Annotated in this window: 17 protein-coding genes; 6 read left to right on the plus strand and 11 right to left on the minus strand. The window is 49.9% G+C overall.

Going from position 1 to position 19,246, the window contains the following annotated elements; translation table 11 throughout:
* Positions 1-148: 148 nt before the first annotated feature.
* A complete protein-coding gene (gene serA / locus FEK42_RS12735) occupies positions 149-1,381 on the minus strand; it encodes a phosphoglycerate dehydrogenase (protein WP_064529774.1) in 1,233 nt (410 codons plus the stop codon).
* 254 nt (positions 1,382-1,635) lie between these two features.
* Positions 1,636-2,295, minus strand: coding sequence for a ribose-5-phosphate isomerase RpiA (rpiA, locus tag FEK42_RS12740; RefSeq protein ID WP_130207853.1), 660 nt, complete (start codon positions 2,293-2,295; stop codon positions 1,636-1,638).
* Between the two features lie 329 nt (positions 2,296-2,624).
* Between rpiA and argP the strand changes: the two genes are divergently transcribed.
* From argP to scpC, 5 genes are all read left to right on the plus strand, one after another.
* A complete protein-coding gene (argP, locus tag FEK42_RS12745; protein WP_000828349.1) occupies positions 2,625-3,518 on the plus strand; it encodes a DNA-binding transcriptional regulator ArgP in 894 nt (297 codons plus the stop codon).
* 203 nt (positions 3,519-3,721) lie between these two features.
* Positions 3,722-5,866, plus strand: coding sequence for a methylmalonyl-CoA mutase (gene scpA / locus FEK42_RS12750; protein ID WP_135492968.1), 2,145 nt, complete (start codon positions 3,722-3,724; stop codon positions 5,864-5,866).
* A complete protein-coding gene (gene meaB, locus FEK42_RS12755) occupies positions 5,859-6,854 on the plus strand; it encodes a methylmalonyl Co-A mutase-associated GTPase MeaB (protein WP_131161975.1) in 996 nt (331 codons plus the stop codon). The genes scpA and meaB overlap by 8 nt, the downstream gene beginning before the upstream one ends.
* Before the next feature lie 10 nt (positions 6,855-6,864).
* Complete coding sequence (gene scpB, locus FEK42_RS12760; protein WP_130258048.1) at positions 6,865-7,650, plus strand: methylmalonyl-CoA decarboxylase; 786 nt, start codon at positions 6,865-6,867, stop codon at positions 7,648-7,650.
* A 25-nt stretch (positions 7,651-7,675) separates the two neighbouring features.
* Complete coding sequence (scpC, locus tag FEK42_RS12765; RefSeq protein ID WP_135492970.1) at positions 7,676-9,154, plus strand: propionyl-CoA:succinate CoA transferase; 1,479 nt, start codon at positions 7,676-7,678, stop codon at positions 9,152-9,154.
* Here the strand turns inward: scpC and FEK42_RS12770 are convergent.
* From FEK42_RS12770 to argO, 3 genes are all read right to left on the minus strand, one after another.
* Positions 9,151-10,047, minus strand: a complete 897-nt coding sequence (locus tag FEK42_RS12770) for a LysR family transcriptional regulator (RefSeq protein ID WP_130207863.1) — start codon at positions 10,045-10,047, stop codon at positions 9,151-9,153. The genes scpC and FEK42_RS12770 overlap by 4 nt on opposite strands.
* A 170-nt stretch (positions 10,048-10,217) precedes the next feature.
* Positions 10,218-10,958 carry an oxidative stress defense protein gene (locus FEK42_RS12775; protein WP_135492971.1) on the minus strand — a complete coding sequence of 247 codons (741 nt, stop codon included), beginning with the start codon at positions 10,956-10,958 and terminating at the stop codon, positions 10,218-10,220.
* 92 nt (positions 10,959-11,050) lie between these two features.
* Positions 11,051-11,686 (minus strand): arginine exporter ArgO, encoded by a 636-nt coding sequence (gene argO, locus FEK42_RS12780; protein ID WP_135410366.1) that lies wholly within the window; start codon positions 11,684-11,686, stop codon positions 11,051-11,053.
* Positions 11,687-11,900: 214 nt separating this feature from the next.
* On the opposite strand from argO, the gene FEK42_RS12785 reads away from it, so the two are divergent.
* Entirely contained in the window at positions 11,901-12,830 is a 930-nt protein-coding gene (locus FEK42_RS12785; protein ID WP_138211845.1) for a hypothetical protein, read from the plus strand.
* Between the two features lie 39 nt (positions 12,831-12,869).
* On the opposite strand, the gene mscS is transcribed toward FEK42_RS12785, so the two are convergent.
* The 6 genes from mscS to fumE form a co-directional block, all read right to left on the minus strand.
* Positions 12,870-13,727 carry a small-conductance mechanosensitive channel MscS gene (gene mscS / locus FEK42_RS12790; protein ID WP_130259410.1) on the minus strand — a complete coding sequence of 286 codons (858 nt, stop codon included), beginning with the start codon at positions 13,725-13,727 and terminating at the stop codon, positions 12,870-12,872.
* Between the two features lie 526 nt (positions 13,728-14,253).
* Positions 14,254-15,333 carry a class II fructose-bisphosphate aldolase gene (fbaA, locus tag FEK42_RS12795; RefSeq protein ID WP_000034372.1) on the minus strand — a complete coding sequence of 360 codons (1,080 nt, stop codon included), beginning with the start codon at positions 15,331-15,333 and terminating at the stop codon, positions 14,254-14,256.
* Positions 15,334-15,474: 141 nt separating this feature from the next.
* Complete coding sequence (gene pgk / locus FEK42_RS12800) at positions 15,475-16,638, minus strand: phosphoglycerate kinase (RefSeq protein ID WP_138211846.1); 1,164 nt, start codon at positions 16,636-16,638, stop codon at positions 15,475-15,477.
* A gap of 49 nt (positions 16,639-16,687) precedes the next feature.
* Complete coding sequence (epd, locus tag FEK42_RS12805) at positions 16,688-17,707, minus strand: erythrose-4-phosphate dehydrogenase (RefSeq protein WP_130259411.1); 1,020 nt, start codon at positions 17,705-17,707, stop codon at positions 16,688-16,690.
* A gap of 303 nt (positions 17,708-18,010) precedes the next feature.
* Positions 18,011-18,739 carry a nucleoside/nucleotide kinase family protein gene (locus FEK42_RS12810; protein WP_135492972.1) on the minus strand — a complete coding sequence of 243 codons (729 nt, stop codon included), beginning with the start codon at positions 18,737-18,739 and terminating at the stop codon, positions 18,011-18,013.
* Positions 18,736-19,245, minus strand: coding sequence for a fumarase E (fumE, locus tag FEK42_RS12815; protein ID WP_135492973.1), 510 nt, complete (start codon positions 19,243-19,245; stop codon positions 18,736-18,738). Before fumE ends, FEK42_RS12810 begins: the two co-directional genes overlap by 4 nt.
* Position 19,246: the final 1 nt, after the last annotated feature.

Genomic DNA, 19,246 nt, shown 5'->3' on the forward strand with positions numbered 1-19,246 from the left:
CAACGCATTGATCTGGCTTTAATTTATTTCTTCGAGCAGGCTCGCAAAGGCGATTACACAGCGATGCAAATGCCGTAATTAGCGCGGTAAAAGGGATAAAAAAACGGGCAAGTCAGTGACCTGCCCGTTGATTGTCAAAGAAGGGGAATTAGTACAGCAGACGGGCGCGAATGGTACCCGGAATAGCTTTCATAGCCTGCAGAGCTTTTTCGGCAACGTCTTCGTCAGCTTCAATATCAATAACGACGTAACCCATCTGGGCAGAAGTTTGCAGATACTGGGCAGCGATGTTAACGCCCTGCTCGGCAAATATTTTGTTCAGCGCAGTCAGCACGCCCGGACGGTTTTCGTGGATGTGCATCAGACGACGCCCACCGTGCAGTGGCAGAGAGACTTCCGGGAAGTTCACCGCAGAGAGCGTTGAGCCATTGTCAGAGTACTTGATTAATTTGCCCGCAACTTCCAGGCCGATATTCTCCTGTGCTTCCTGAGTCGAACCGCCAATGTGTGGCGTCAGCAGAACATTGTCGAATTCGCACAGCGGAGAGGTAAATGGATCGCTGTTAGTCGCCGGTTCCGTCGGGAACACGTCGATTGCGGCCCCTGCCAGATGTTTGCTCGCCAGCGCGTCACACAGCGCCGGAATATCAACCACCGTTCCGCGCGAAGCGTTAATCAGTAGCGAGCCCGGCTTCATCAGCGAGATCTCTTTCGCGCCCATCATATTTTTGGTAGACGCATTCTCTGGCACATGCAGACTCACTACATCGCTCATATTCAGCAGGTCGGAAAGATGTTGCACCTGAGTGGCGTTGCCCAACGGCAGTTTGTTTTCAATATCATAGAAGTAAACATACATCCCCAGCGATTCTGCCAGAATGCCCAGTTGTGTACCAATATGACCATAACCAATAATGCCCAGCTTTTTGCCGCGCGCTTCAAAAGAACCTGCGGCCAGCTTGTTCCATACGCCACGGTGCGCTTTGGCGTTGGCTTCCGGCACTCCGCGTAATAGCAGCAGAAGTTCGCCAATCACCAGCTCAGCAACGGAACGCGTATTTGAAAACGGGGCATTAAATACCGGGATCCCGCGTTTTGCCGCAGCATTCAAATCAACCTGGTTGGTCCCAATGCAGAAACAGCCAATAGCGACCAGTTTTTCAGCAGCGTTGATCACGTCTTCGGTCAGATGGGTACGGGATCGCAAGCCGATGAAGTGGGCATCGCGGATGGATTCTTTTAATTGTTCATCATCCAGCGCGCCTTTGTGAAATTCGATGTTGGTATAACCTGCCGCACGAAGGCTTTCGAGCGCCTTTTGATGCACGCCTTCTACCAGCAGAAACTTAATCTTGTCTTTCTCCAGCGATACCTTTGCCATTTACCCAATCCTGTCTTTGAAATGTTGTGTGCGGATTTGCGTCCGCCTTTCAACATATCAAAAAATAATATTGCGGCAATATGAACGTTTGCGTCGCGATGTTGAGGAAATATCACGCAAAGGTATTTCTTGGATGAATATGCTGGATTAGAGGATTTATTTAGAGCAATCAGCAATAGCCAAGTAAAAACGTGATACATGTCACCAAATTTAACGAAGAGAATTTTTTTAACGGGGGAGGTTCCCCCGTCAGATCATTTCACAATGGTTTTGACACCGTCAGGTGTGCCAATCAGCGCAACGTCCGCGCCACGGTTAGCAAACAAGCCAACGGTCACCACGCCAGGAATCGCATTTATAGCGTTTTCCATCGCGATCGGGTCAAGGATTTCCATGCCATGGACGTCGAGGATCACGTTGCCATTATCGGTCACCACACCCTGACGGTATTCCGGACGACCGCCCAGTTTCACCAGCTGGCGCGCCACTGCACTACGTGCCATCGGAATAACTTCTACTGGCAGCGGGAATTTGCCCAGAATATCAACCTGCTTGGAAGCATCTGCAATACAGATAAATTTTTCCGCAACCGAAGCAATGATTTTTTCACGGGTCAGAGCCGCGCCGCCGCCTTTGATCATTTGCATGTGGCCGTTGATTTCATCTGCGCCATCAACGTAGATGCCGAGGCTGTCTACTTCATTGAGATCAAAAACGTGAATGCCGAGGCTCTTCAGTTTTTCAGTGGATGCATCCGAGCTGGAAACTGCCCCTTCAATCTGATCTTTCATCGTGCCGAGCGCATCAATAAAGTGTGCGGCGGTGGAACCTGTACCTACGCCAACAATGGTACCGGGCTGAACATACTGAAGTGCCGCCCATCCTACTGCTTTTTTCAATTCATCCTGCGTCATGATCGTTTCGCCTGTGGTATGAAATTTCACACGCATTATATACAAAAAAAGCGACCCGGACCCCGTCAGCAAGTCGGCGACGCATTTATCCATGAAATAACAGGTAACACCGGACATCCTCTTTTGCCCTGGTAAGCCAGGGGCTTGATAATATGACGAATATGAATAATATCCATTGCGGGTTTCGCGCCTCACAAAGACTAAAAAAGCACGATAAAGCCAACCAAAATTTCCATTATGACTGCTTTTGCATACGTTAAATGCTCTGTACCCAAAGCAAAATTATGTCATAGTTCGGCATAAGAAAATTTGAGGAGCAGGTTAAAGCAATGAAACGCCCGGACTACAGGACATTACAGGCACTGGATGCGGTGATACGTGAACGAGGATTTGAGCGCGCGGCACAGAAATTGTGCATTACGCAATCAGCCGTCTCACAGCGCATTAAGCAGCTGGAAAATATGTTCGGGCAGCCGCTGTTGGTGCGAACGGTTCCCCCGCGCCCGACAGAACAAGGGCAAAAATTACTGGCACTGCTTCGCCAGGTCGAGCTGCTGGAAGAAGAGTGGCTGGGCGATGAACAAACCGGTTCCACCCCACTACTGCTCTCGCTGGCAGTCAACGCCGACAGTCTGGCAACCTGGTTGCTTCCGGCACTGGCTCCTGTACTGGCTGATTCACCTATTCGCCTGAACTTACAGGTGGAAGATGAAACTCGCACCCAGGAGCGTCTGCGTCGAGGTGAAGTGGTCGGCGCGGTGAGTATTCAACATCAGGCGCTGCCCAGTTGCCTGGTCGATAAACTTGGCGCGCTCGACTATCTGTTCGTCAGCTCCAAACCGTTTGCCGAGAAATACTTCCCCAACGGAGTAAGCCGTTCTGCGCTGCTCAAAGCACCAGTAGTCGCGTTTGACCATCTTGACGATATGCACCAGGCATTTTTGCAGCAAAACTTCGATCTGCCGCCAGGTAGCGTACCGTGCCATATCGTTAACTCGTCCGAAGCCTTCGTGCAGCTCGCTCGCCAGGGTACAACCTGCTGTATGATCCCACACCTGCAAATTGAAAAAGAATTGGCCAGCGGAGAGTTGATTGATCTGACGCCCGGGCTATTCCAACGGCGAATGCTCTACTGGCATCGCTTTGCCCCAGAAAGCCGCATGATGCGTAAAGTCACTGATGCTTTGCTCGACTATGGTCACAAAGTGCTTCGTCAGGATTAATCAATCAGTTAACGCCTGATAGCACATATCAGGCGTTTTTCTTTTTTTCTTTTTTATTCTTTGAATAACGTCACAAAACAGACAAATCTCACACGGCAAAAAACGACGCCCCATTCCATTTTTTTTGCTGGCGACAAACCCGTATAAAAAGCTCACCGTAAGCGCAAACACCCTCATTTTTATTGCGTTTTATGGAGCAAATAATGTCAAACGTGCAAGAGTGGCAACAGCTTGCCAACAAGGAGTTGAGCCGTCGGGAGAAAACCGTCGACTCACTGGTTCAGCAAACGGCGGAAGGGATCGCCATCAAGCCACTGTATACCGAAGCCGATCTCGACAATCTGGAAGTGACCGGTACCCTTCCTGGCTTGCCGCCTTACGTTCGTGGTCCCCGCGCCACCATGTATACCGCCCAACCGTGGACCATCCGTCAGTATGCCGGTTTCTCGACAGCCAAAGAGTCCAACGCTTTTTATCGCCGTAACCTGGCTGCTGGGCAAAAAGGTCTTTCCGTGGCGTTTGACCTTGCCACCCACCGTGGCTACGACTCCGATAACCCGCGTGTGGCGGGCGATGTTGGCAAAGCGGGCGTCGCTATCGACACCGTAGAAGATATGAAAGTGCTCTTCGACCAAATCCCGCTGGATAAAATGTCGGTTTCGATGACCATGAACGGCGCAGTCCTGCCAGTGATGGCCTTTTATATCGTGGCGGCAGAAGAGCAAGGCGTTCCCCCCGATAAACTGACGGGTACAATTCAGAACGATATCCTCAAAGAGTACCTCTGCCGCAATACCTATATTTACCCACCGAAACCTTCTATGCGCATTATCGCTGACATTATCGCCTGGTGTTCAGGCAATATGCCGCGCTTCAATACCATTAGCATCAGCGGCTACCACATGGGCGAAGCCGGTGCGAACTGTGTGCAACAGGTGGCGTTTACTCTCGCCGATGGGATTGAGTACATCAAAGCAGCTCTCTCTGCTGGCTTAAAAATTGATGACTTCGCCCCGCGCCTGTCGTTCTTCTTTGGTATCGGCATGGACCTGTTTATGAACGTCGCCATGCTGCGCGCCGCACGCTATCTCTGGAGCGAAGCAGTAAGCGGGTTTGGTGCTAAAGATCCGAAATCGCTGGCGCTACGCACCCACTGTCAAACCTCCGGCTGGAGTCTCACCGAACAGGATCCGTATAACAACGTTATCCGCACCACCATTGAAGCGTTGGCAGCTACCCTTGGCGGAACCCAGTCGCTGCATACAAATGCCTTTGATGAAGCGCTTGGTTTACCGACCGATTTTTCGGCACGTATTGCCCGTAACACCCAGATCATTATTCAGGAAGAGTCAGAACTCTGTCGCACCGTCGATCCGCTGGCCGGTTCTTATTACGTTGAGTCACTAACCGATCAGATCGTGAAACAGGCCAGAGCCATCATTGATCAGATCGACGAAGCCGGAGGCATGGCGAAGGCGATCGAAGCAGGTCTGCCAAAAAGGATGATCGAAGAAGCGTCTGCTCGTGAACAGTCGTTGATCGACCAGGGCAAACGCGTGATCGTCGGCGTCAACAAGTACAAACTGGATCACGAAGATGAAACTGATGTCCTTGAAATCGACAACGTGATGGTGCGTAACGAGCAAATTGCTTCGCTGGAACGCATTCGCGCCACCCGTGATGATGCCGCCGTAACCGCCGCGTTGAACGCTCTGACTCACGCTGCACAGCATAACGAAAATCTGCTGGCTGCCGCTGTTAATGCGGCTCGCGTTCGCGCGACGCTGGGTGAAATATCCGATGCGCTGGAAGCCGCTTTTGACCGTTATCTGGTACCGAGCCAGTGTGTTACCGGCGTCATTGCGCAAAGCTATCATCAGTCGGAAAAATCAGCCTTCGAGTTTGATGCCATTGTTGCGCAAACGGAGCTGTTCCTTGCCGACAATGGTCGTCGCCCGCGCATTCTGATCGCCAAAATGGGACAAGATGGACACGATCGCGGAGCGAAAGTCATTGCCAGCGCCTATTCCGATCTTGGTTTCGACGTTGATTTGAGTCCCATGTTCTCCACGCCGGAAGAGATCGCCCGCCTGGCAGTGGAAAACGACGTTCATGTGGTGGGCGCATCCTCGCTTGCAGCAGGACATAAAACGCTGATCCCGGAACTGGTTGAAGCCCTGAAAAAATGGGGGCGCGAAGATATTTGCGTGGTCGCCGGTGGCGTTATTCCGCCGCAAGATTATGCCTTCCTGCAAGAGCGTGGCGTGGCGGCGATTTACGGTCCTGGTACTCCCATGCTCGACAGCGTGCGTGATGTGCTGAACCGGATTAGCCAACATCATGATTAACGAAGCCACGCTGGCAGACAGCATTCGACGCCTACGTCTGGGTGAGCGAGCCACGCTCGCCCAGGCCATGACGCTGGTTGAGAGCCGTCACCCTCGCCATCAGGCACTCAGCACTCAACTGCTTGATGCCATCATGCCGTTTTGTGGTAACGCCCTGCGACTGGGCGTTACCGGCACGCCAGGAGCAGGAAAAAGTACCTTTCTTGAAGCCTTTGGCATGTTACTGATTCGCCAGGGGCTGAAAGTCGCGGTGATTGCCGTCGATCCCAGCAGCCCAGTGACCGGTGGCAGCATCCTTGGGGATAAGACTCGCATGACCGAACTGGCGCGTGCCGATGCAGCGTTTATTCGCCCGGTTCCGTCCTCTGGTCACCTTGGCGGCGCCAGCCAGCGAGCGCGGGAGTTAATGCTGTTATGTGAAGCGGCGGGTTATGACGTGGTGATCGTTGAAACCGTCGGCGTCGGGCAGTCAGAAACGGAAGTCGCCCGCATGGTGGACTGCTTTATCTCGCTGCAAATTGCCGGTGGTGGCGATGATCTCCAGGGCATTAAAAAGGGTTTGATGGAGATGGCGGATCTGATTGTCATCAACAAAGATGATGGTGATAACCACACCAATGTCGCCATTACCCGCCATATGTACGAAAGCGCTCTGCATATTTTGCGTCGCAAATATGACGAATGGCAGCCCCAGGTCCTCACCTGTAGTGCACTGGAAAAATGCGGCATCGATGAAATTTGGCGCGCAATTATCGATTTCAAAACCGCACTGACTACCAGCGGTCGTTTACAACAGGTGCGGCAACAACAGTCGGTGGAATGGCTGCGTAAACAGACCGAAGAAGAGGTACTGCACCACCTGTTCACTAATAAAGATTTCGATCGCTATTACAGCCAAACGCTATTAGCGGTCAAAAATAATATGCTCTCGCCGCGCACAGGTTTGCGGCAGCTCAGTGATTTTATCCAGACTCAATATTTTAATTAAGGGAATTTTTATGTCTTATCAGTATGTTAATGTAGCCATCATCAACAAAGTGGCGGTCATTGAGTTTAACTATGCCCGCAAACTCAATGCGTTAAGTAAAGTCTTTATTGATGACCTGATTCAGGCATTAAATGATCTCAATCGTCCAGAAATCCGCTGCATCATTCTGCGTGCCCCAAGTGGTTCCAAAGTCTTTTCCGCAGGTCACGACATTCATGAGTTGCCGTCAGGAGGTCGCGATCCGCTCTCTTACGATGATCCGCTACGTCAAATTACCCGCGTGATCCAAAAATGCCCCAAACCAGTAATTTCGATGGTCGAAGGTAGCGTCTGGGGTGGCGCATTTGAAATGATCATGAGCTCTGATCTGATCATCGCCGCCAGTACCTCTACCTTCTCAATGACGCCAGTCAACCTGGGCGTACCGTATAACCTGGTGGGGATCCACAACCTGACTCGCGACGCGGGCTTCCACATTGTCAAAGAGCTGATTTTTACCGCTTCGCCAATCACCGCCCAACGCGCGCTGGCTGTTGGCATTCTTAACCACGTTGTTGAGGCCGATGAACTGGAAGATTTCACCTTACAAATGGCTCACCACATTTCCGAAAAAGCGCCGTTAGCCATTGCAGTAATCAAGGAAGAGCTGCGTGTGTTGGGTGAAGCGCACACCATGAATTCAGATGAATTTGAGCGTATTCAAGGGATGCGCCGGGCGGTTTATGACAGCGAAGATTATCAGGAAGGTATGAACGCCTTCCTGGAAAAACGTAAACCTAATTTCGTCGGTCATTAATGATCCACGAACTAAGGAGCAAAGGATGAATATTACCCGGACAAGGATGACCGCCGATGAAGCGGCGGAAATTATCCAGCACAACGATATGGTGGCATTCAGTGGTTTTACCCCTGCGGGTTCGCCCAAGGCTCTTCCTGTTGCCATTGCCCGTCGCGCCAATGAACAACATGAGGCGAAAAAACCGTATCAAATTCGCCTGCTGACCGGAGCGTCGATTAGCGCCGCCGCCGATGACATACTCTCTGAAGCTGACGCCGTTTCATGGCGCGCGCCATACCAGACATCATCGGGATTGCGTAAAAAGATCAATCAGGGATCGGTTAGTTTTGTTGATCTGCATTTGAGCGAAGTTGCGCAAATGGTCAACTACGGCTTTTTCGGCGACATCGATGTTGCGGTAATTGAAGCCTCAGCCCTCGCTCCGGATGGTCGTGTCTGGTTAACCAGTGGGATCGGTAATGCCCCGACCTGGTTGCTGCGCGCAAAGAAAGTGATCATTGAACTCAATCATTATCACGATCCGCGCGTCGCAGAACTGGCGGATATTGTGACTCCTGGCGCACCACCGCGGCGCAATAGCGTGTCGATCTTCCATGCGATGGATCGCGTCGGTACCCGCTATGTACAAATCGATCCGAAAAAAATTGTCGCCGTCGTGGAAACTAACTTACCTGATGCAGGTAACTCGCTGGATAAACAAAATCCTGTGTGCCAGCAAATCGCCGACAATGTGGTCACCTTCTTGTTGCGTGAAATGGCGCAGGGGCGCATTCCGCGGGAATTTCTGCCACTGCAAAGCGGGGTAGGCAACATCAATAATGCGGTAATGGCGCGTCTGGGGGAAAACCCGGAAATTCCTCCGTTTATGATGTATTCGGAAGTGCTACAGGAGTCTGTGGTTCATCTTCTGGAAACCGGCAAAATTACCGGGGCCAGCGCCTCCAGTCTGACAATTTCTGCCGATTCACTGCGCAAGATTTACGCCAATATGGATTACTTCGCCAGTCGCATTGTGTTACGTCCGCAAGAAATTTCCAATAACCCAGAAATTATCCGCCGCCTTGGTGTTATCGCTCTGAATGTCGGCCTCGAGTTTGATATTTACGGACACGCCAACTCCACGCACGTAGTCGGCGTTAATTTAATGAATGGTATCGGCGGTAGCGGTGATTTTGAACGCAACGCGTATCTGTCGATCTTTATGGCACCGTCGATTGCTAAAGAAGGCAAGATCTCAACCATCGTGCCTATGTGCAGCCATGTTGATCACAGCGAACACAGCGTGAAAGTGATCATCACAGAACAAGGGATCGCCGACTTACGTGGCCTCTCCCCACTTCAGCGCGCGCGCACTATCATCGATAACTGCGCACATCCGATGTACCGTGACTATCTGCATCGCTATCTGGAGAAAGCACCCGGCGGGCATATTCACCACGATCTTAGCCACGTTTTCGATCTGCATCGCAATTTGATCGAAACGGGCTCAATGCTAGGTTAATCGCTCGTACCGTCACGATCTTCAGCAATTTGCTGTAGCAGCGTGGCGGTATAGCGATGATTTTTCAGTGAATAAAGGTATTCCTGCATATACATTGGCGTATGCGGTGCATCAAAATATTTCAACGTAGCTGGGTTCACCAGCCGCCATGCAAAATGTGGGATCACCGTAAGAAAATGTCCGTGCTCAACGGCGCTGATTTTGGCCATAAAACTGTATGGGCGATAAATAATTGTTGGATTGATCCCACAAGGGCGCATGTTCGCATCAATCATCGCTTCATAATTAGCACGGTTTTGAAAGCGCATCTGTAGCCAGGGCAACTCCTGTAACAACTCCTGCTCCTGACGCTCTTCATAACGGCGAGAAACGAGAAACCCCAGTCGCAGCGGCGGCAGTTCACTCATTGTTAGATTATCCAACCCGTGTACACGAGCGGAAACATGCTGCGGAGAGATAATAAAATCAAGCTGACGATAGAAGAGATTGTCGATAACCTCATTTTCGCTGAATTCAACCGGCTGGGCCGTCACGCCTTCATACTTATCACCCAGGCTAATTAACTGATCAAAAATAATCGTCGGATAGGTATTATCGATACCAATCACAATTTCACGAGAGCGACGTCCGGAATTATGAATTTCATTATCGATAGCAGAAAGCCGTTGGTAAACCGGGAAGAGCTTTTGATAAAGCTCCTGCCCGGCTTTATTAAGGCTGATGTTATTATCTTTACGGGTAAATAATGTATAACCAATTTGCTCCTCTAGCGCGGCAATACTTTTGCCGAACGGTGAAGCAGTCATATGTAACTTTTCTGCCGCTCGGGCAATATTATTGGTTTGCGCTAATAAAATAAAATTGCGCATCTTTTTCGAAATAAAAATATCCATCGACGCTTCCTCCAAACATCCCTGTCCGCTTAACCGTTTCAGTAAGTTAATCCTTAATGAAATCGCAAGCAAAGATAGGTGCTTATGTCATGGTTTTACAGAAAATTACAGAAAAAAGAGGCGATATCAGATAAAGACATTAGCCCGACAAATGAGTCGGGCTACAAGTATTATTGTGCGGCAGGTGTTTTAGCGGGTTGTTGAGCCACTGGTTCTAACTGGAAGACCACATCGACCTGATCATCAAACTGAATAGCGGCCTGCTCGTAAGTTTCCTGGGCGGAAACCGGTGCGGCATCGGCTTTCATCATGCGTACCATTGGGCTGGGCTGATAATTGGAAACATGGTAGCGCACGCTATATACCGGCCCCAGTTTGCGATTAAAGCCGTTCGCCAGCTCCTGAGCCTGATGAATCGCGTTATCAATCGCTGCCTTACGCGCTTTGTCTTTATAGGCATCTGGCTGTGCCACGCCCAACGACACAGAACGAATTTCGTTGAGTCCGGCCTTCAGCGCGCCATCCAGCAAGGAATTCAGTTTGTCTAACTGACGAAGCGTGACTTCCACCGTTCTCACGGCACGATAGCCTTTCAGGATACTTTTACCATCCTGGTAATCGTAGTCTGGCTGGGTACGCAAATTCGCGGAACTGATATCTTTTTTCGCGATCTGATTGAGTTCAAGGAAAGAAATATATTGCGCGACACGCTCATCCGCCTGCTTCTTGGCAGAAGCGGCATCCTTCGCCGTCACGTTAACTTCAATAGCAAGAATAGCGATATCTGGCAACGCATCAACACTTGCCGTTCCTGAAGTGACAATGTGCGGACCATCCGGTAGTTCATTGGCCTGCACAGCCATCCCGCTGAAACCCATCAATGCCGCCAGGGCGATAACTTTGAACTTCACGTTAGTCTCTCCGTGTTAATTGACTTGCCCAAAATTCAGGACCTCTGGAGGCAAGCTTAGCGTCTCTGTTTTATTTTTCCATCAGATAGCGCCTAACTGAACAAGGCTTGTGCATGAGCAACACCCTCTTTCGCCAGTTGTAGGGCGATAATCCACATAACGCAGCCCACCACGAGATTGATAATGCGCTGCGCTTTGGCAGTACGCAAACGCGGCGCCAGCCAGGCGGCTAATAACGCCAGACCAAAAAACCACAGGAAAGAGGCACTGATCGTCCCGAGGGCAAACCAGCGTTTTGGTTCGGCATCAAGCTGTCCGCCCAGGCTGCCTAATACCACAAAGGTATCCAGGTAAACATGTGGATTCAGCCAGGTTACTGCCAGCATAGTGGCAATAATTTTCCAACGTCCCTGCTTCATCACTTCAGCACTAACCAGCTCAATATTGCTGCTCATCGCCGTTTTAAAAGCACCAAAGCCATACCACAGCAAGAAGGCCACACCGCCCCAGGTCACCAGCGCCAGCAACCACGGTGACTGCATCAATAACGCGCTACCACCAAAAATCCCGGCGCAAATCAGGACCAAATCGCTTATCGCGCAGAGCAAAGCAATCATAATGTGGTACTGACGACGAATGCCCTGATTCATCACAAAAGCATTTTGCGGACCAAGCGGCAGAATCATAGCAGCACCAAGAGCAAGCCCTTGAAAATAATAAGAAAACACGTTGAACATTCCGAACTAATTATCTGATAAAGAGACTATAGCGCGGGATTGTTATTAGATAAAATTTATAATGCTAATAGCATATAAATAATTTTAATAAAAAAATAAATAATTCTATTCGGTAACTGATTTTAGGATAAAGATCTCATCATTCCCCATAACATAAACGGCGTTATGGCTCTCTTTCCTGCTAGCGTTGTAAAGGACTAACACTATGCAAGCCTATGATCTCACTCTTCTCCCCTACCCTATCCACGAAAATATACCGCGGCAACAAGGTTGGTGCTTTGGCCTACCGCCAGGCATAACGCCCGAACAGTGGCCGCTGGATCCAAATAATGGTTTCCCATTGAATCATGGATTTACCCTGCTGTTGCCGGAAGATTATCGGATTTATGGGCCAGAGATTGTCGCGTTATCTTTCTTTGCTGTTGCGCCCGAGCACAACGATGGCGGAACACCATGTACAGAAGAAATATTGGATGTGTTTGAGAATTTTGAATCCTGCCCCCCACCTGAAGATCCAGATCTTTATGTTTTCTGGCAGGCAGAAAAGCAACGACATCCACGGCTATTTCGGATGGAAGATATATTAGGCTGTTCTTATGCGGTGATTTTACTCACCCAGCACGAGTTCAACGGCCCATTTTGTGAGCCGCCTGAACTTATACCTAACCACTATCGCGACCAGCAAGATACGCCAGAATGGCTGACTATCGGCAGTGCTTTTAGTTATTTTCAGGCTAACGTCAGGCCAAAAGATACGCCTGAAAGCAATTTTGTATACCGTAAAATGGGCACCATTCCTGAGCAGTCGCTGGCTTTCAATCTGGCGATTTCATGCGAGCCGCGCGCTTTTGATCCTAATGCGGGAATTAGCCCCACAGAAAGAAATAATACGGAATATCAGTCCATTCGATATTTTTCTAAAGATGCAGAGGGAAAAAGTAAATGTGAAACTCACCAGTGGCATAGTGCACATTTGCCCAATCATCTCGGTGGTTCAATGGCGCCCGTGCAGTCTATACCAAACGGAATGTCGCCTTATTATATTGAGTTTGAAGAGTATTTCGGTGGATATAATTTCGGTGCAGGTAATGCCTGGCTGGACTTTAAAAATATGCAGTTTGATTTTAGTTGTTAAAAATGAGGGCTTATCACCTTGATAAGCCCTCGTACATAATTAGCTATTGCTCTCTTTCACCCGCTTGAAGTTCACATCCATTTGCGGATACGGGAAGCTGATGCCAGCAGCATCAAATTCACGTTTAATACGTTCCAGCACATCCCAGTACACGTTTTGCAGATCGCCACTGTTGCTCCAGGCACGCACGACGAAATTAATCGACGATGCGCCAAGTTCGTTCAGGCGTACTGTAATTTCACGATCTTTTAAAATACGATCTTCGGACTGAATAATATCGGTCAGGATCTGCTTAACCTGATCGATATCAGAATCATACGCTACGCCAATAATAAATTCGTTACGGCGCGCCGGCTCACGAGAGAAGTTAATAATATTACCGGCAATAATTTTACCGTTCGGAATAACAATTATTTTACCGTCTGCGGTACGCATGGTGGTGGAGAAAATCTGCACACTCTGCACAGTACCGGCAACGCCGCCGAGGTCAACATATTCTCCTGCACGGAACGGGCGGAACATAACCAGCAAAACGCCAGCAGCCAGGTTAGATAGTGACCCCTGCAAGGCCAGACCTACAGCTAAACCTGCGGCACCGAGTACGGCAATGACCGATGCGGTTTGTACGCCCACGCGGCCCAGTGCTGCAATTAACGTAAAGGCGATAATTGCGTAACGGATTAATGCAGAAAGAAAATCAGCAACGGTGGCATCTATGTTACGGGAGATCATCAGGCGATTCACCGCGTTGGAAATCATCCGCGCGATAATCAAACCAACGATGATGATCGCGAGTGCCGCCACGATGTTTACAGCATAACTCAGCAACAGCGCCTGGTTGTTTACCAACCAGGATCCTGCGCCGTTTATGCTATCGACAACTTTCAAATCTTCCATTCAATATTCCTTTTCAACTGACTTAAATTGGAGAAACATACTCCGCCGCCTCACGACGGGCAGTCTGACAAGGGTAAACAATAAAGCATAATTTTGCCAAATAGATCACAGATTTCTTAAGTACATCACCTTGCTTTTGGCGAAAAAAAGGTCCGCAGAGCGAGCCTCAGACAGATGACAATGTGCACTTTGTCATGCCGGATGCGGCGTGAACGCCTTATCCGGCCTACAAAAACCTGCAAATTCAATATATTGCAGGATACGTGTAGGCCTGATAAGCGTAGCGCATCAGGCAATTTTGCTTTTGGCGAAAAAAAGGTCCGCAGAGCGGGCCTCAGACAGATGACAAAGAGCGCTTTGTCATGCCGGATGCGGCGTGAACGCCTTATCCGACCTACAAAAACCTGCAAATTCAATATATTGCAGGACACTTGTAGGCCTGATAAGCGTAGCGCATCAGGCAATTTTGCTTTTGGCGAAAAAAAGACCCGCAGAGCGGGCCTTGAGATAAGCAGAAAGGAATATCTTACAGAACGTCGATCGCGTTCAGTTCCTGGAATGCTTTTTCCAGACGAGCGATCATCGAAGTCTGACCGGCACGCAGCCATACGCGCGGATCGTAGTATTTCTTGTTCGGCTGATCTTCGCCTTTCGGGTTGCCCAGCTGGCCCTGCAGGTAAGCTTCATTCGCTTTGTAGTAGTTCAGTACACCTTCCCAGGTCGCCCATTGGGTGTCGGTATCGATGTTCATTTTAACTACACCGTAGCTTACGGAGTCTTTGATTTCCTGAGCAGTAGAACCGGAACCGCCGTGGAATACGAAGTTCAGGCTGTTGTGCGGCAGGTTGTGTTTCTTGGAAACATATTCCTGAGAGTCGCGCAGGATGGTCGGAGTCAGAACAACGTTACCCGGCTTGTAAACACCGTGTACGTTACCAAAGGACGCTGCGATGGTGAAACGCGGGCTGATTTTGCTCAGCTCGGTGTATGCGTAATCAACGTCTTCCGGCTGGGTGTACAGTGCAGAAGCGTCCATGTGGCTGTTGTCCACGCCGTCTTCTTCACCACCGGTGCAACCCAGTTCGATTTCCAGAGTCATGCCGATTTTGGACATGCGCTCCAGGTATTTAGAGCAGATTTCGATGTTCTCTTGCAGAGATTCTTCAGACAGGTCGATCATGTGAGAAGAGAACAGCGGCTTACCGGTAGCAGCGAAGTGTTTTTCACCCGCGTCCAGCAGACCGTCGATCCACGGCAGCAGTTTCTTCGCGCAGTGGTCGGTATGCAGGATAACCGGAACACCATAGTGTTCAGCCATCTGGTGAACGTGATGCGCACCAGAGATCGCACCCAGGATAGCAGCGCCCTGCGGAACGTCAGATTTCACGCCTTTACCAGCGATAAAGGAAGCACCACCGTTGGAGAACTGAACGATAACCGGCGCTTTAACTTTAGCAGCGGTTTCCAGTACGGCGTTGATGGAGTCAGTACCGACGCAGTTTACTGCTGGCAGTGCGAAGTTGTTTTCTTTTGCTACCTGGAAAACTTTCTGTACGTCATCACCAGTAATTACGCCAGGTTTTACGAAATCAAAAATCTTAGACATGTCTCTTGTCCTGTATCGTCGGGCCTTATACTCGCCATACCTCAAGTTGCTGTGCTGCAACTCGAATTATTTAGAGTATGAAAAAGTGCGTGCTTTAAAAGCGCGCTGCAACAAGGGCAGGTTTCCCTGCCCTGTGATTTTTTACTTCTGAGCGCGCTCTTCGAGCATCGCTACTGCAGGCAGTACTTTACCTTCCACGAATTCGAGGAATGCGCCGCCGCCAGTGGAGATGTAGGAGATTTTGTCAGCAATGCCGAACAGGTCGATTGCTGCCAGAGTGTCGCCGCCGCCAGCGATGGAGAACGCTTCGCTGTCTGCGATAGCGTTAGCCACGATTTCAGTACCTTTGCGGAAGTTCGGGAATTCGAACACGCCAACCGGACCGTTCCACAGAATGGTTTTCGCATTCTTCAGGATTTCAGCCAGTTCCTGAGCGGAAGCATCACCGATATCCAGGATCTGCTCGTCAGCTTTCACATCGTTAACAGATTTCAGGGTAGCCGGAGCGGTTTCAGAGAACTCAGTCGCTACGCGAACATCTGACGGAACCGGGATGTTGCAGGTGGTCAGCAGACGTTTTGCTTCGTCAACCAGGTCAGCTTCGTACAGGGATTTACCCACATCGTGGCCTTGTGCCGCGATAAAGGTGTTAGCGATACCACCACCTACGATCAACTGGTCAGCGATTTTAGACAGGGAGTCCAGAACGGTCAGTTTGGTAGATACTTTAGAACCACCAACGATAGCCACCATCGGGCGAGCAGGTTCTTTCAGTGCTTTACCCAGCGCGTCCAGTTCAGCTGCCAGCAGCGGGCCTGCGCACGCAACATCAGCGAATTTACCGATACCGTGAGTAGAAGCCTGCGCGCGGTGAGCTGTACCGAATGCGTCCATTACGAACACGTCACACAGTGCAGCGTATTTTTTGGACAGGGTTTCGTCGTCTTTCTTCTCGCCTTTGTTGAAGCGAACGTTTTCCAGAACAACCAGTTCACCTTCAGCAACGTCAACGCCGTCGAGGTAATCTTTAACCAGACGAACCGGGTTAGACAGTTTGTCTTTCAGGTAGTTAACAACCGGCAGCAGAGAGAATTCTTCGTTGTACTCGCCTTCGGTAGGACGACCCAGGTGGGAAGTTACCATCACTTTCGCGCCTTGTTTCAGGGCCAGTTCGATGGTCGGCAGAGAAGCACGGATACGCGCGTCGCTGGTTACTTTCCCGTCTTTTACTGGTACGTTCAGATCCGCACGGATAAATACACGTTTCCCAGCAAGATCCAGATCGGTCATCTTAATTACAGACATGGTGAATCCTCTCGTTGATTCTAAAAGTTTTGCAGACGCTGCTTGCGTCTTACCTGAAAGCAACAGTAGCCATAGCTAACGTCGTGTCGAGCATTCGGTTAGCAAAGCCCCATTCGTTATCGCACCAGACCAACGTTTTGATCAGGTGTGCGCCACTGACCCGGGTTTGGGTGCCATCGACAATGGCACTGTGCGGATCGTGGTTAAAATCTACAGAGACCAACGGTAATTCCGTATAGTCAACTATACCATGAAATGCATCTTGTGCTGCTTTTTGCAGCAACAGGTTGACTTCATTGGCTTTTACAGGTTTCTTCACCGTCACGCTTAAATCGATTGCCGTCACATTTATGGTTGGCACACGTACCGCAATCGCTTCAAAGCGATCGTTAAATTGCGGAAAAAATCGTGTGATACCGGCGGCCAGTTTGGTATCGACCGGAATGATCGACTGGCTGGCTGCCCGGGTGCGGCGCAGGTCAGGATGGTATGCATCAATAACCTGTTGATCGTGCATGGCGGAGTGAATTGTAGTCACAGTGCCGGACTCAATACCGTACGCATCATCCAACAATTTGATGACAGGAATTATGCAATTCGTGGTACAGGAAGCGTTAGAAACGATGCGGTGTTCCGCACGAAGTTGATCCTGATTGACGCCGTAAACAACGGTCGCGTCGAGATCGTTACTGCCAGGATGTGAAAAGAGCACTTTTTTGGCCCCGGCGGCAAGGTGCGCTTCGCCATGCTCGCGGGTGCCATATACGCCGGTGCAGTCGAGAACCACATCAACGCCTAGTTCACGCCAGGGAAGCGATTGCAGTGAACGTTCATGCAATACGCGGATGACATCATCACCAACAAAAAGTTGATCACGTTCCTCACGGACTTCCCATGCAAAACGGCCATGACTGGTGTCATATTTCAACAAATGCGCCATGCCCGCAGCATCCGCCAGTTCGTTGATTGCCACCACGGTAATTTCCGCCCGGCGTCCTGATTCATACAAAGCACGAACCACATTACGCCCGATGCGACCGAAGCCATTTATCGCTACGCGTACGGTCATAGATCTCCTGCAAGGCTTTCCCTGAGCAAATTTGCCAGACAGAGTAATCCAGCAAATCGTTCGGGGAAACCTTACCTGTCGCAAACTGCGACTGATTGGTTAATTGTCGAACATTTAATCGACTGAAACGCTTCAGCTAGGATAAGCGAAACATGGAATAAAAGGAATGATTGTCCAGTCAAAGAAGACAATTATCTGACTTGCGTCACGTTTTCCGGCCTGATGCGTTGGAATTTATTCCACTTTGCAGAATCACGAATAAGCGTAGCAAAATCTTTTCGTTGTGCCGTCATAAACCCTGACTTATATCAGAATATGACTGATGCAGCGTCGATATTCACCCGTAGCTGTCATCATTAAGGTCAAATTTGCAGGCAGACTCTCTTCAAGCACCCGGCGAACATTCGGACCGTCGGTACGTTCATAAAAGGCTTCTGCGTCTGCCAGCGATAGCCCCCCCGCCAGCTTGCGCCCCACCAGCCGTTCACGCAATGCAGCTGCGGGCGCGTTGATAAAGATCGAAAAATCACAAAATTGCGCAAGCTGGCGCCACTTCTCATCATCCAGCAACAACCAGTTTCCTTCGACGATGATTATTGGTGCGGTAACGTGCAACGCATCTTCTACCGGATCATGTTTTTGTCGATCGTACTGCGGCCACGTACAATCCCCTTCCACGACCTGGCACAGATTTTCCGCCAGTTTCGCAACGTCGAATGTCTCTGGTGCACCTTTGAAGGGGCGTAATTGATGCGCATCCAGCCAGCTATTGTAATGGTGAAAACCATCCATCGGCAGCGTCTGGATAGTGGGTAATTCAGGGTCTTGTTGCGCGAGATATTCCCAGAAGGTAGTTAATGTAGATTTACCCGTCCCCGGCGGAGCGCAAAGAAAAACCACCGTACGTCGCTGCAGATTTACCGCCTGTAAGGCCGCCAGCATACGCAGTAGCGGTTTATGTACATTCTCAATTTCATCATCAGAGTACTGCGCCTGTACCTTTAGTCCATTCACCGTCAGTTCGATTTTCACGGCGTTAATTCCTTTAAAGTTGTCGTTACTGCCAGCGTCAGCGCCGTTTTGACCATCCCGCTAAAACGCGCCTCTGACCAGACGGCGAAATCGGCGAACTTCATCGCTTTTAACGCATCGTAGAGCGTCGCATTGCGGGTTATGCTATTGACGTTGCTGATAAAATCCCAGGTTATATCATCGGTAAATCCGGGCGTTTCATCCTGTTCGTTCAGGTAATGCCAGAACTGGGAAAAGTGCGTGATATCGGCATACAGCCATTTATCCATTTTCCCCAGCGCATAAATCAAACGCAGCGCAACATCAATATCGTCAAGCGGGCCGCTTTGGGCGAGTAACGGCTTCACTGCATATTCCACGATCTCTTCATCGTTATCGACAAACAGCGACGGCAGAAACTGGCGTATCCCCAGGAGCAAAATAGAATGCGCAGTATTCATAAATGACAATAAATTGTCCTGTGCGTCCAGTTGCTCAAGCACATCATCTTCTGTCAGCGTCGCCATT

Origin of the sequence: Escherichia sp. E2748, assembly GCF_005781125.1 — a bacterium.
Lineage (GTDB): Bacteria > Pseudomonadota > Gammaproteobacteria > Enterobacterales > Enterobacteriaceae > Escherichia.

Coding starts and splice junctions, on each gene's coding strand:
- serA (WP_064529774.1), bottom strand. CDS start 1,381: ATGGCAAAGGTATCGCTGGAGAAAGACAAGATTAAGTTTCTGCTGGTA.
- rpiA (WP_130207853.1), bottom strand. CDS start 2,295: ATGACGCAGGATGAATTGAAAAAAGCAGTAGGATGGGCGGCACTTCAG.
- argP (WP_000828349.1), top strand. CDS start 2,625: ATGAAACGCCCGGACTACAGGACATTACAGGCACTGGATGCGGTGATA.
- scpA (WP_135492968.1), top strand. CDS start 3,722: ATGTCAAACGTGCAAGAGTGGCAACAGCTTGCCAACAAGGAGTTGAGC.
- meaB (WP_131161975.1), top strand. CDS start 5,859: ATGATTAACGAAGCCACGCTGGCAGACAGCATTCGACGCCTACGTCTG.
- scpB (WP_130258048.1), top strand. CDS start 6,865: ATGTCTTATCAGTATGTTAATGTAGCCATCATCAACAAAGTGGCGGTC.
- scpC (WP_135492970.1), top strand. CDS start 7,676: ATGAATATTACCCGGACAAGGATGACCGCCGATGAAGCGGCGGAAATT.
- FEK42_RS12770 (WP_130207863.1), bottom strand. CDS start 10,047: ATGGATATTTTTATTTCGAAAAAGATGCGCAATTTTATTTTATTAGCG.
- FEK42_RS12785 (WP_138211845.1), top strand. CDS start 11,901: ATGCAAGCCTATGATCTCACTCTTCTCCCCTACCCTATCCACGAAAAT.
- mscS (WP_130259410.1), bottom strand. CDS start 13,727: ATGGAAGATTTGAAAGTTGTCGATAGCATAAACGGCGCAGGATCCTGG.
- fbaA (WP_000034372.1), bottom strand. CDS start 15,333: ATGTCTAAGATTTTTGATTTCGTAAAACCTGGCGTAATTACTGGTGAT.
- pgk (WP_138211846.1), bottom strand. CDS start 16,638: ATGTCTGTAATTAAGATGACCGATCTGGATCTTGCTGGGAAACGTGTA.
- epd (WP_130259411.1), bottom strand. CDS start 17,707: ATGACCGTACGCGTAGCGATAAATGGCTTCGGTCGCATCGGGCGTAAT.
- fumE (WP_135492973.1), bottom strand. CDS start 19,245: ATGGCGACGCTGACAGAAGATGATGTGCTTGAGCAACTGGACGCACAG.